The organism is Vallitalea longa, assembly GCF_027923465.1.
Taxonomy (GTDB): Bacteria; Bacillota; Clostridia; order Lachnospirales; family Vallitaleaceae; genus Vallitalea; species Vallitalea longa.
In genome coordinates, this window is the sequence record NZ_BRLB01000006.1 from 192,286 (window position 1) to 206,102 (window position 13,817).

10 protein-coding genes and 1 riboswitch are annotated in these 13,817 nt (G+C 30.9%); of the genes, 8 read left to right on the forward strand and 2 right to left on the reverse strand.

The window, feature by feature from the left end; genetic code table 11:
• The first annotated feature begins 95 nt into the window (after nucleotides 1-95).
• The 8 genes from QMG30_RS12305 to QMG30_RS12340 all read left to right on the forward strand — a co-directional run bounded on the left by QMG30_RS12305 (nucleotide 96) and on the right by QMG30_RS12340 (nucleotide 10,742).
• Nucleotides 96-1,937, forward strand: a complete 1,842-nt coding sequence (locus QMG30_RS12305; protein WP_281815761.1) for an alpha-L-fucosidase — start codon at nucleotides 96-98, stop codon at nucleotides 1,935-1,937.
• Between the two features lie 65 nt (nucleotides 1,938-2,002).
• Nucleotides 2,003-3,007, forward strand: a complete 1,005-nt coding sequence (locus QMG30_RS12310) for a substrate-binding domain-containing protein (RefSeq protein WP_281815762.1) — start codon at nucleotides 2,003-2,005, stop codon at nucleotides 3,005-3,007.
• A 289-nt stretch (nucleotides 3,008-3,296) separates the two neighbouring features.
• Entirely contained in the window at nucleotides 3,297-4,643 is a 1,347-nt protein-coding gene (locus QMG30_RS12315; protein ID WP_281815764.1) for an ABC transporter substrate-binding protein, read from the forward strand.
• 87 nt (nucleotides 4,644-4,730) lie between these two features.
• On the forward strand, nucleotides 4,731-5,615 hold the full coding sequence (locus QMG30_RS12320) for a carbohydrate ABC transporter permease (RefSeq protein WP_281815766.1): 885 nt from the start codon (nucleotides 4,731-4,733) through the stop codon (nucleotides 5,613-5,615).
• A gap of 2 nt (nucleotides 5,616-5,617) precedes the next feature.
• Nucleotides 5,618-6,451, forward strand: a complete 834-nt coding sequence (locus tag QMG30_RS12325) for a carbohydrate ABC transporter permease (protein ID WP_281815768.1) — start codon at nucleotides 5,618-5,620, stop codon at nucleotides 6,449-6,451.
• 60 nt (nucleotides 6,452-6,511) lie between these two features.
• Nucleotides 6,512-7,534, forward strand: coding sequence for a glycoside hydrolase family 130 protein (locus tag QMG30_RS12330; protein WP_281815770.1), 1,023 nt, complete (start codon nucleotides 6,512-6,514; stop codon nucleotides 7,532-7,534).
• A 24-nt stretch (nucleotides 7,535-7,558) separates the two neighbouring features.
• Nucleotides 7,559-9,799: a glycoside hydrolase family 30 protein gene (locus tag QMG30_RS12335; RefSeq protein WP_281815772.1), complete on the forward strand. Its 2,241-nt coding sequence runs from the start codon at nucleotides 7,559-7,561 to the stop codon at nucleotides 9,797-9,799.
• A 16-nt stretch (nucleotides 9,800-9,815) separates the two neighbouring features.
• Nucleotides 9,816-10,742 (forward strand): glycoside hydrolase family 113, encoded by a 927-nt coding sequence (locus tag QMG30_RS12340; protein ID WP_281815775.1) that lies wholly within the window; start codon nucleotides 9,816-9,818, stop codon nucleotides 10,740-10,742.
• A gap of 105 nt (nucleotides 10,743-10,847) precedes the next feature.
• Here the strand turns inward: QMG30_RS12340 and QMG30_RS12345 are convergent, their stop codons facing one another.
• On the reverse strand, nucleotides 10,848-12,359 hold the full coding sequence (locus QMG30_RS12345; protein WP_281815777.1) for a Na+/H+ antiporter NhaC family protein: 1,512 nt from the start codon (nucleotides 12,357-12,359) through the stop codon (nucleotides 10,848-10,850).
• A gap of 77 nt (nucleotides 12,360-12,436) precedes the next feature.
• Nucleotides 12,437-12,612: riboswitch (Lysine riboswitch) on the reverse strand.
• A 109-nt stretch (nucleotides 12,613-12,721) separates the two neighbouring features.
• Nucleotides 12,722-13,786 carry a tRNA 2-selenouridine(34) synthase MnmH gene (gene mnmH / locus QMG30_RS12350; RefSeq protein ID WP_281815780.1) on the reverse strand — a complete coding sequence of 355 codons (1,065 nt, stop codon included), beginning with the start codon at nucleotides 13,784-13,786 and terminating at the stop codon, nucleotides 12,722-12,724.
• Nucleotides 13,787-13,817 lie beyond the last annotated feature (31 nt).

Here is a 13,817-nt window from a genome sequence, read left to right on the forward strand (position 1 = left end):
CTATAGTTATTGACATATAGCATAAAAATAAGTTATTATTAATTAGTAAGCTTATCGGTTAGTTACGTTAATACATTTTGCGGGAGGAAACGTAATTGAATAATGATAAAGAAATTATTATAGATGATGGATTAAAAAGAAATCAGGGTGAACTGGATTCATATGAAGCTCTAAAAATAATCAAATCAGATGTAACAAAGTTAGATAGTGATTTCCAATGGTTTAATGTAGCTAAGTTTGGTATGTTTATCCATTGGGGATTATATTCAGTTGCTGGTGGAAAGTACAATAATAAAGAAAACACTGGATTGGGTGAATGGTTACCATGTGAACTAAAAGTTGATTTGGATGAATACACAAAAGTACTGTCTAAAGAATTTACAGGAGAAGGATTTAATGCAGATAATTATATCCATATAGCTAAAAATGCAGGAATGAAGTATATAGTTATAGTTACTAAACATCATGAAGGATTCTGCCTTTTTGATACAAAAGAGACTGATAATAATAGCGTTGAAAACTCACCATCTGGAAGAGATTTCGTTAAAGAATTGGCTGATGCTTGTCATAGGGAAAATATGTTGTTCGGTATATATTATTCGGTTGCCGATTGGTATAATGAATATTTTCCAGCTGATCTCCATGTTGGATATCACCGGTTCCCTAATAATAAAGGCGATACTATAAAATATGGTAGATTCATGAAAAACCAATTGAGGGAACTACTAACTAATTACGGTAAAATCAATTTTGTATGGTTTGATCAAGATCAGCCATACTTGAAAGCAGAGCCCGAAATATGTTTGGATATTGATAATATGATGTACCAATTGCAACCTCATATAGTAACTAATCGTAAATGGGGACCAAAATGCAAATGTTTTGGAGCAGGAGAACAAGTGTTTTTAAGTAATGATACTGACAATTCCAAAAAATTGTCTGAAACATGTATTACAATGAATGATACTTTTGGATATAAGTGCAATGATGATAACTGGAAATCGGTTGATATTTTAATACAATCATTGTGCAGAGCTGCTGGTTCATCGAGTAATCTATTATTAAACATTGGACCAAAAGGTAATGGAGAAATTCCTAAGGAATCATTAATAAGGTTAAAACAGATGGGTATATGGTTGAATAATAATGAAGAAAGCATATATGGAGTTAAAGGTAGTCCTTTTCTAAATAATCCATGGGGTACCACAACTGTAAAAAATGATATTATATATTTCCATTTGTTTGACTTCACCAATAATAAATTTATTGTACATGGATTAACCAATAAAGTTTGCTGCGTTTATATAATAGAGGACAATAAAAAACGGTATCTTGATTATACGCAAAATTATGATGAAGAATTAGATCTGTACTCTCTAGAAATTATATTGATTGATGGTATCAGGGACAATAAAAACGTTAAGGTTATAGGAGTTAAATATGATGGTTGCCTTAGAGTAGATAATATGTTGGTGCAACAACCAAACGGCAGTATGGTTTTGCCTGCAACTTTATGTGAAATACATAATGAAAATAGTTATCATAAAGCTTCGTTAGGTTATGTGGGACAAATTAATGATTTTGTGGATTGTAATACATGGTTAAGTTATAAGGTCAAAATAATTAATGAAGGTGTTTATGATATTAACGTGCTTAGTATGGCCTCAAGAAATGGTGATTGGTTAGGTGGACATGAGCTAAGTATCATTATAGGAGATACCATTATAGATACTACTGTTATTGAGCATGAAAGAATACAAAATAAAAAAGCTTTTTACTACAAAACTGTAGTAAGTAATGCTGGTAAGATAAAAGTGGATAAAAAAGGTATTTACTCAATTTTGATTAAGCCTAAAAAATTGCTTGCCAAGAAAATAGACAATGAAGAAGATTTAACTTTTACCTTTATGGGGCTTAATTTAGAACCTTGTAATTGAAGGAAATGTAGAAAAATCTCTCATATTTTGTTATAATATTTAAAGATTAAAAAGGTGGTGTTGGTATGAATAAAAACATTACAATGAAGGATATAGCTGACAAGTTAGGGGTTAGTAAAGTTACTGTTTCAAAAGCACTGAATGATAAAGATGGTGTAAGTGAAGAACTGAAAATTAAGATAAAAATGGTTGCGGAAGATATGGGTTATAGATATAATGCTTTGGCAAAATCATTAAAAGTTAGTAATTCTTATAATATCGGGGTAATTATTGCAGAACGTTTTACAGGTGATAATAGATCTTTTTATTTGACTTTTTATCAGTATATATCAAGGATATTAGAGGAATATCATTATTCTGCGATACTGAATATATTAGATTCTAAAGATGAAGAACGGCTTAATCTCCCTAGAATATACAATCAGAGAAAAGTAGATGGATTTATTATATTGGGACAAGTGAATAAAGGATATATTGAATTGTTACAAAACATAGAAATGCCTATAATTTTTCTTGATTTTTACGATGAGCATATAGATATAGATACGATTATTACAGATAATTTTTATGGAGCATATGAGATTACTAATTATCTTATTAAAAATGGTCATAGACAGATAGGTTATGTTGGTAATTTAAATGCAACCAGCAGTATACAGGATAGATTTCTAGGGTATTATAAATCACTGTTAGAGCATAGAATTAAATTGAATGAAGAATATATAATCAATGATAGAGATGAAAAAGGTAAATTTATCGATCTGAAATTACCTGATGAGTTGCCTACTGCATTTGTCTGTAACTGTGATATGATCGCATATAATTTAATAAAAAAATTAAATGATAAAGGCTATAAAGTTCCAGAAGATTGTTCGGTTGTTGGATTTGATAATGATATTTATGCTACAATTTCTGATGTCAAGATAACTACAGTTGAAGTTGACATGGAAGAAATGGCTAAGACAGCTGTCAGATGTATTATAGAGAAAATGAAAAATACCAATGAAAAATATGGTAGAATTTCAATTAAGGGAAATATTGTATTTAGGAATTCTGTTAAGAGTTTATAATTATATGAAAATGAGCTTATGTAAATGGTAATCAAAGACCATGATAGGCTTATTTTTTTTGCCGTAGTAACTTAATTATGATGTATACATGTTAATATCAAACAAACAATCTTGTTTGATGACAATAATAAAATTTATGTAATATCATCGTATGATTGTGCAATTAATAATAGCGATTTAGTATATTTATATAAATTTACAAAGGGTATTGACAAAAAAATATAAATAACTTATAATTTAATTGTAACTTAATCGGTAAGTTATTTATACACGAAAGGGGAAGAAATAAATGAAAAAAATTTTATCTTTAACTTTAGTAGTATTATTATTAATGATGACATCATTAGTGGCTTGTAAGAATGACAGCGAAAGTGAAAAAACCATAAAAAATAATGAATCTGATAACAACCAAGCAACAAGCTCAGAAAAAACAAATAAAGATGAGCTAAAAGGTGAAATCATTGTTTTGACAAACCGTACTAATTTGGTAGATACTGATTTCCCAAGGTATGCTAAGAAATTTAATGAAACATATCCAAAAGTAAAAGTTAGTTTTGAAGGTATGGCTGACTATGAAGGACAAGTAAAAATAAGGATGAATACAGAGGATTATGGGGATGTTTTGTTAATACCAAACATATCTGTAACAGAAATGCCTGATTTCTTTGAACCTCTTGGAAGTTATGAAGAACTTAGTGAAAAATATGTCTTTGTTGAAAAAGCAACTTGTAATGATGTAGTTTATGGTATTCCTACAGTGGCAGGAGTAGACGGTGTATTATATAACAAGAAAGTTTTTCAAAATGCTGGAATAGAAAAATTACCCTCAACTCCAGATGAATTCATTATGGCTTTAAAGAAAATCAAGGAAAACACAGAAGCGATACCTCTATATACTAACTATGCCAGTGGCTGGGCTTTGTCACAATGGCAGGGTAATGTACTTTCTGTCTCAGGGGATTCTGATTTCTCTAATCATTTGCTTGATAATGACACACCTTTTGCAGAAGGTGAACCAATGCATATTCTTTACAAATTGATGTATGATGTTGCAAAAGAAGGACTAATTGAAGATGATCCTATGACAACAGATTTTGAATTATCCAAACAAATGATTGCTAACGGAGAAATTGGTGTTATTGTAGCAGGTTCATGGATCATTCCTCAAGCTCAGGAATTTGCTGAAAATCCAGATGATATCGGATTCATGCCATTCCCTTATACTAATAAAGATGGTAACGTATATTCGGGAAGTGGTGGAGATTATTGTATTGCTGTTAATAAAAACAGTAAAAACAAAGAAGCTGCAGAAGCTTTTTTATATTTCTTCTTAAACGAATCAGGGTTTGCTAATGACCAAAATGCGATACCACCTGTAAAAGGAGCAGATATGCCTTCATCTCTAGAACCTTATCAAGAAATGGGTGTTAAATTAATTTCAGATAATCCAGCGCCAGAAGGTAAAGAAGGATTAGTCAATGAAATCCAAAATGAATCAGAAATTGGTTTTTACAATGATGATTATAAAAAACGTATTATAGAAGCTGGTATAGGAAATACAGATGAAACATTTGAAGATATAGTAAATGATCTTAATGAGAGATGGGCAACTGCTAGAAAAAATGTTGTGAAATAAAACAGTCTTAATCATATAGGGAAGTGCGGTATGTGCTTTCCTATAATATTCTTTTAACATCATGGTAGTTTATTTGGAGGTGTATTAATGTTCAAATTTTCTCGATTAAGTTATAAAAAGCAAAGAAAAGTAATTATTTTATTGTTTCTATTAGTGCCGATAGTATTGCTTATTACATTTTCGTATTGGCCATTAGAAAAGATGTTTGTCTATAGTTTCTATAAATGGAATGGCTTTAGTAAGCATAAAGAGTTTATAGGTCTTAATAATTACATAAAGATTTTTACTGAACCAAAATATTTTTCGGTATTTAAAGTAAGTTTATATTATCTTGTTGGTTCTTTTATTCAGATGCCTTTAGCCTTGTATTTCGCAACTATATTAAGTTTTAAAATTAGAGGGAAGAATTTCTTCAAAGGTGTTATATTTTTCCCATATCTATTAAATGGTGTTGCAGTTGGTTTTATATTCTTATATTTTTTCAAGCCAGATGGTACACTTGATACATTACTAGGTGCTCTAGGACTGAATCAGTTAATTCAGAAATGGATCGGTAATCCTGATATAGTTAATTTTTCTTTGGCGGGAAGTTCTGTGTGGAGATATATAGGTTTTAGTTTTTTAACATTTCTAGGAGCTATACAATCAATCCCCTCAGATATATATGAAGCTGCTGAAATTGATGGTGCTGGAAGATGGGCACAGTTTAGATACATAATTTTTCCAAGCATAAAAAGAATTGTTGAATTAAACTTTATTTTATCTATAAAAGGAGCGATAAGTGTATTTGAAGTACCTTATATAATGACTCAAGGAGCTAATGGTACAAAAACCTTTGTAATTCAAACAGTTGATGCAGCATTTAAATATAGTAAATTTGGATTAGGTTCAGCGATGGCTGTTATTTTATTGATAATAGTTGTCATTGCATCACTTATACAAAATTTTATTTTCAAAGATAGGGAGATGTAGAGATGCAAAGATTGAAATATAGAATATGTAGTTTCTTGAAATATTTAAGTCTAGTTCTTGCTAGTTTTATAGCAATTATGCCAATAATGGTTGTATTTTTTGCATCCTTTAAAACATCAAAAGAATATAGGGAAACAGGTCCGTTGGTATTACCCCAAAATTGGTTGAACTTTGAAAATTTCAGACGAGCTTTTGGAGAAGGCAATATGTTGTTAGGCTTTTTGAATACAGCATTCATATTGATAGTTTCTACTGTTGGTGCAATATTATTAGGTACAATGGTATCTTATGTATTGGACAGATTTAAATTCAGGGGAAGCAAATTAATCATGACATTATTTTTGATAGCTACATTAATACCAGGTATCACTACACAAGTAGCTACATTTCAGATAGTAAATAAACTAGGTATATATAATACTAGGTTAGCGGCAATAGTATTATATATGGGAACAGATATAATATCAGTGTATATTTTTCTTCAATTTTTAAGTACGATACCAAAATCATTGGATGAATCTGCTATGTTAGAAGGGGCTTCCTATTTAACTATATATAGAAAGATAATTCTTCCTTTGTTGAAACCTGCTATTTCAACAGTAATAATTATAAAAGGTGTAGGTATTTATAATGATTTTTATACTCCGTTTTTATATATGCCTAATAGAAAATTACAGGTTATATCTACAGCATTGTTTAAGTTTAAAGGTCCGTATGGTTCTCAATGGGAAGTTATATGTGCCGCGATTATTATAGCGATCATACCAACTTTACTAGTGTTCTTACTATTGCAAAAATATATTTATAATGGATTTACTAAGGGCTCGGTTAAATAATAAGATAACTAATAAAATATCTAATAGATATCTGGAATAATTATGAAAGGAGATTTAAAAATGAAAGAAGTAAAAATTATAGGAGAAAGTTTATCAAATATGCCTTGGCAGGATAGACCAAAAGGAAAATGTGATCCAGTATGGAGATATACAGAAAATCCAATAATCAATCGTAATCCAATTAAGGGCGTTTCTAGAATTTTTAACAGTGCGGTTATGCCGTATGATAATAAATTTGTAGGTGTTTTGAGAGCTGAACCAATTAATGGTCGTCCTCTTTTACATCTTGGATGGAGTGAAAATGGAGTAGATTGGGAAATAGAAGAAGAGGGAATCGATTTTATTGATGAAGATGGTAAACCATATCAGCCACGTTACGCTTATGATCCAAGATTAGTTAAAGTTGAAGATACTTATTACATTATGTGGTGTACAGATTTCTTCGGTCCGACCATAGGAATGGCGAAAACTAAAGATTTTAAGACTTTTGTAAGATTGGAAAATCCATTTTTGCCTTTTAATAGAAATGGAGTGTTGTTCCCTAGAAAAATTAATGGTAATTTCATTTTATTATCTCGTCCAAGTGACAGTGGACATACTCCTTTCGGAGATATTTTCTTAAGTGAAAGCAAAGATTTGAAATTCTGGGGTAAACATCGTCACGTTATGAGTAAAGGTGGTAATGGATGGTGGCAATCAATGAAAATTGGCGGTGGAGCTGTGCCAATAGAAACTAGCGAAGGTTGGCTGTTATTCTATCATGGTGTTGTAAATACATGTAATGGATATGTTTATAGTATGGGAGCCGCTATTCTTGATATAGATGAACCTTCAAAAGTTAAATATCGTTCGGGTAATTTTATTTTAACTCCTGAAAAATGGTATGAAGAAAAAGGATTTGTTGATAATGTAGTATTTCCATGTGCAACATTACATGATGCTGATACTGGTAGAATCGCAATTTATTATGGGGCAGCAGATACATATGTAGGAGTAGCATTTACTAATGTTAAAGATATTGTGAATTATGTTATAGATACTCATGAAGCAATTGAAGGAGATCAACATTTAGGTAGAATTTAATAATAATTATGGGGAGGCAATAAAATGAAGATTAAATGTAAAAGAAGTCTAGTGTGTTCTATACTTACTGTATCACTTATTATATCGATGATTATTCCATCAACAATACCAACTTATGCTGCAACTACTGTAAATATTAATTGGAATGATATAAAACAAGAAATTGATGGCTTCGGAGTTTCAGCTGCAGCTTATGCTGGTTATTGGAAAGATATGCCTGAGCCTGAAAGAACTGAAATATTGGATTTATTATTTTCTAATGAAAAAGGTATAGGATTGACTATTTTCAGAAGTGAAATATATGGACATATTCTATCAGAAGATGGTACTTGGAATTTTTCTAGTGATGAAGCGCAGGCATGGGCAATGAAGGAAGCTAAGAAAAGAGGAGTAGATAAGTTGATTGGAACTGTTTGGAGTCCTCCAGCTTGGATGAAGACAAATAATTCAATTATAGGTGGTTCATTAAAAGAGGAATGCTTTCAACAATATGCTGATTTTCTCGCTGGGTATATAAAGGGATATAAAGAATTACATGATTTAGATATGTATGCTGTATCTATTGCTAATGAACCTGTATTTCCAGCAAAATGGCAGTCTTGTTGTTGGAAATCAAGTGAAATCAGAGATTTTTTAAAAAATAATCTGAAACCTTCTTTTGAACGTGAAAATATAACTTCTAAGGTAATTGCCGCTGAAGATTCTAATTGGAGTGATTTCCTTGTAAGAAAAGCTCTAGATGATACTGATGCTTGTTCAAGACTTGATATTGTTGGAGCTCATCAATATCAAGGCATAATCCGTCCGCTTTCAAGAGCAAAAGAAAAAGGAAAAAGAGTTTGGATGACAGAATTATCAGACCCACAAAAGTCTTTTTTGACAGATATGAATGATGGTTTGTTTTGGGCGAATGTAATACATAAATTTCTAGCAAAAGCAGATGTAAATGCTTTCCTATATTGGCTAGGTGTCTATAATGCTGATAAAGGTGAAGGACTGATACGAATTGATTTGGAAAATGGTACATATGAAACAAGTAAAAAACTATATGTGTTGGGTAACTATAGCCGTTTTATAAAACCCGGTTATGTAAGAATCGGTATTACAGAGAATCCTATATCAGATGTTAAGTTATCAGCCTATAAAGATGAGGAAACAGGAGATTTTACTATTGTTGCAATTAATGAAAGTGATACCAATCATGTTATTAACATTACTCTTTCAGAGTTTAATGCTGGTAAAATAACTCCATATGTAACGAATGCAGATGTTAATTTACAAAAGTATGATGATATACAGTTGTCAAATGGCAATTTTACAGTATCGTTAGGAGCTGGAAGTGTTACCACTTTGGTGGGAACTCAAGGTTCAGAACCAAGTCCAGTAAAACAATGGTCTATGGTTGATAAATTGGATGATTGGTCTAAGATAGATTCACGTAGTGATAATTGGACTTTGGATAATGATACTTGTAAAGGAAATTTTGAACAGGATTATTCAAGAGCTACAAGAACGAATAGTGAGAGTGGATATATTATATATCATAATAATAACATAAAAGATTTCTTAGGGAATATATATTATCGTGATAATAGTTTAGATGAAATATCTTTTTTTACATCACCAGATAATGTAACATGGACACCATTAGATGTTATTCATACTCCTAGTTTCGCTACGTCTGCAGAATGGTATCAAACTAAATTTTCACCACTAGATGATATAATAGATGGTACTAATTATCTAAAAGTTGAATTTACAGGGAATGGTAATGTTTGGAATAAACAACTTGCTCAGATTAATATATTAAGCAATGAACAACCAGCCATTATAACAGATACATATGATGATTGGAGTAAAGTATACGAAAAATCAAGTAATATTGCATTCGATACAACTAATAATGATAACTTTGAACAAGATGAATCAAGAGCGTGTAGAACTACTTCTACTTCAGAGTTTTTAACATATAAATTGGATGGCGAAGATAACCATATTACTGATTTCACACTAAAAGCTTACTATTTTATTGATTTTCCTTGTATTAAATTCTTTGGATCATCAAATAATGTTGATTGGTCTGAAATCAGTACTGAGCACACTTCACCAGTAAGTACTCAAAATAAATGGAATAGGACATTATATTCCCCAATTGATGATATTACAGATGACACAAAATATCTTAAAATAGAAATATACGGTGGTGGTCCTCATCCATGGGACCGTCAACTTTCAGAACTAAACATTTACAGCAATGGAAAATGACAGAGGGGGATTTCAATTGAAATATATTAAAGGATTTACATATGGTTTTATGAGTAATAAAGGAGATTTCTTGAAGTACGAAGCAAAACAATCAATGAGATTGTTAAAAGAGCGAACCAATGTCAATACTGTCATCATTGCTCTAGCTGCATTGCAAGATACTGCTCAATCAATTGAAATTGATTATACAGGAAATCATATGGTTAGCGATGAAGAATTGATAGAAATGATTGCATATGCTAAGAAGTTAGGATTAGAAGTAATATTAAAACCTACTGTTAATGTGAAAGATGGGACATGGCGAGCTTATATCAATTTCTTTGATATGGATGCTCCTTGTGAACCAAAATGGAGTGATTGGTTTAGAAGTTATACCGAATATCAACTTCATTATGCAGCAATTGCAGAAAAAACTAAATGTATGATGATAATTATAGGTTGTGAAATGGTACAAACCGAAAGACGTGAAAGAGAGTGGAGAAAACTTATCCAAGATGTAAGAAATGAATATAAAGGACTAATCACTTATAATACGGATAAATACCAAGAAGATCATGTTAAGTGGTGGGATGCATTAGATGTCATATCTTCTAGTGGCTATTATCCAATTAATGATTTTGATAATCAATTAGACAGAATCGAACAAGTTATATATAAATATAATAAGCCATTCTTTTTTGCTGAGACTGGATGTCCTAGCAGAAAGGGTTCTTCTTATGAACCAAATAATTGGAAGCTTGTTGGCGATGTGGATTTACAAGAACAGGAAGAATATTATAGAGTATTATTTGATAAAACAAAGCTAAGAAAATGGATAAATGGTTTTGGACTATGGGACTGGAGTACGTTATTATATAAAGAGGAAGAAGCAGTACTTGATGATGGATATAATGTTTTTGGAAAACCTGCTGAAAAAGTTATCAAGGAGAATTATTCACTTTGATTTATGTAAAAACTATTAATTAAACAAAAATACTTAGACAGTAATCTATCTAAGTATTTTTCCCTTTATATTCAACCATATTATTTTATAATATTTTGAAAGATATTAATTAGTAATCGGTTTAGATATCTTTTTTATGATATATATGAATATTATAAATTCTACTATTATTACTACATAGCTTATTAATAAACTTTCTGTCAATCCATATGTTATGAAGGCTATAAAAGATATTAGCCCAGAAATTAATGCATATGGTAGTTGCGATGTGAAATGTGCATCAAGCTTTGCTTGAGCACCTGTGGCTGACAGGACAGTTGTATCACTAATAGGTGAACAATGATCTCCTAAAATAGCACCACTTAAGACAGCGGCCATAGCAGGTAACATAAGTGCAGGACTGCTTACAGCTAATATTTTACCAGCAATAGGTAATAATAGACCGAACGTTCCCCAGCTGGTACCAGTCATAAATGCAATGAAACCTCCAATTAAAAACATGATAGGTATCAATAAACTAGGATTTATTTGTGACTTGACTATCCAGTCAGCTAGATATTGACCAGTATTAAGTTTATCAATAACTTCAACTAATGTCCAAGCGGTTATTAAAATGATTGAGGCAGGAAGCATTGAGCCTATTCCTGTTTTAGCGGCACGTAGAAGATGTTTGAAAGAGACTTCTCTAGTAGATACAGCAAATATAATAGCTATAACTGTAGTTATAACAGAACCCCTAAATAATGGAAGAGTAATATCAACAGTAAGCATTTTGCTAATGTCCCAATTTGCATCGTAGAGCATCCCGCCTAGAATTAAAACGATTAATGAAATGATCGTAATTATTAATGCCCACTTTGAGCCTTTATTAGTTACGGGTTTTACATGGGATATGTTTTCGGCTGATTGAGAGCAACTTATGTCATTATTTTTCTCTGCATTTATTTCATAAGTTTTCATTTTTCCTATATTAATATTGAACTTAATAACTATGAATACCATAATAAGTGCAACAATCGCATAGAACTGCATAGGAATCATCTGCCAGTAAGCCCCAGTCCCTGTAGTTACTGTATAATTTTCATTTTTGAAAACGTCAGTAAGAATACCGATTATATATGCTCCCCATGTTGATATAGGTAATAAAATAACAACAGGAGCACTTGTTGAGTCGATGATATAGGATAGTTTAGCACGACTGATACTGTAACGGTCTGTGATAGGTTTAGATACTTCACCTATAACTAGAGCATTAAAGTAGTCATCAATAAAAATTACAATTCCTAATAACCATGCAACAATTTGAGCTGCTTTTTTATTTTTTATTTTTGATACAGCAAAATCAGCAAAAGCTTTTGTAGAGTTAGTTATTGTTAATAATGTGGTTATAATACCAAGTAACAATAAAAATCCAACAATGGGCATATGCCATGAAAAATCAGTTATGATATCCCAAATAGTTGTACCTATGTATGAAATACTTTCTAGTACATTAAAACTATGTGCAATCAGTGAACCAATGAGTATACCTACTGATAGTGACATAATAACTTTTTTAGTTATAATAACTAAAATAATCATTATTAATGCTGGTACTAAACTTAATAATAGTTCCATAGAATCCTCCTAATAATTTTATAAAAAAGTGCAACAATTAAAAAGACAATAGTCAACACTATTGTCTGAAATATATCTTATTCAATAGCGCCTTCACTACATTAAGTAGCGAGAGTGATAAGTCTATTAAACTTAACTCCAACATTATCTTCTGGTAAAAAAATAATGCTTCGGCAGATCATCCTTTCATCATATATCATAGCTTACCTAGCTCAATATGAGTACTATTAATCACTGCGCCTCTATTATACGTATTCTATTGTCAGTATTGAATTATACAGGAGTACGAAGTACTGTGTCAAGTGATAATTATGGTTTTGTATTAATTTATAGTAGAAATATATTACAATATTAAAATTGTTTTATTTTTTAGTATTTTCTTTATTTTCTATATCATATATTTTTATTAATTCATTGACTGCATCATCTATATTGCCAGAATCAATTTCATAATCAAATGTACCGTAATATTTCTTCCATTTTTTATACATAGGATCATAATAATTATCCAGAAGAAGCCCTACAAAATCATATAGATTATTATCATTGAGGTATTCTTTCATAGTATTAAAGTCATTATTTGACATATATGGTTTTATGGAGTCCAAAGAATTATTAATGAAGGAAAGATTATCTTTAACAGAACCACTATTGTTCATATAATCATCTAGCAGCCTTTTTATCCGTATATCTTTGTCTAAATTAACAAGAACGTGAATCCCTGTCTTTATGTGATTGATAGCGAAAGAGGGAACAATTCGTTTACCTATCTTAGTACTTTCTGCTTCAACGAACACAAGCGAATCTTTGAAACATATAGTCTTATCGTAAACATTAGCTTCAAAAACTTTTTGTGGAGGTTGTTCCCCAAGACCTACTCCTCCAAAAGCAGAACCACGGTGATTAGCTAATCCTTCAAGATCAAGGACTGGCATTTCTTTCTTTTCTAGAGCTTTCAATAATAGAGTTTTGCCACATCCTGTATAACCATGTAATACTATATAGGGTGATGGGATTTTAGTTCTTTTTTCAAACTCTTTCAATACGTAAGTTCTGTATGCTTTGTATCCGCCTTCTAATTGGTAAGCAGGTAAGTTCATCAGAGACATAACTGTAGCTATAGATTTGCTTCTAAGGCCACCTCTCCAGCAAAAAATAATTATCTTACTATAACCTTTTCCTATTTGTTTGATTTTTTTATAGATTTCAGGTAATTTGTGAGAAGCTATTTCGAATCCTTCTTCTTTGGCAGTCAATTTATTTACATTAACATAAGTATCTCCAAGATAAGCTCTTTCATCATTATTGAATATGGGTATATTGATAGCTCCAGGTATAGTTCCTTCTTCATATTCTTTAGTGGTTCTTACATCTATAAATATAACTCTATCCATATTTAAGCATTTATCAATAGATATGGTTTCCATTGTGATTTCCTCTTTTCGAAAGATTATTGTT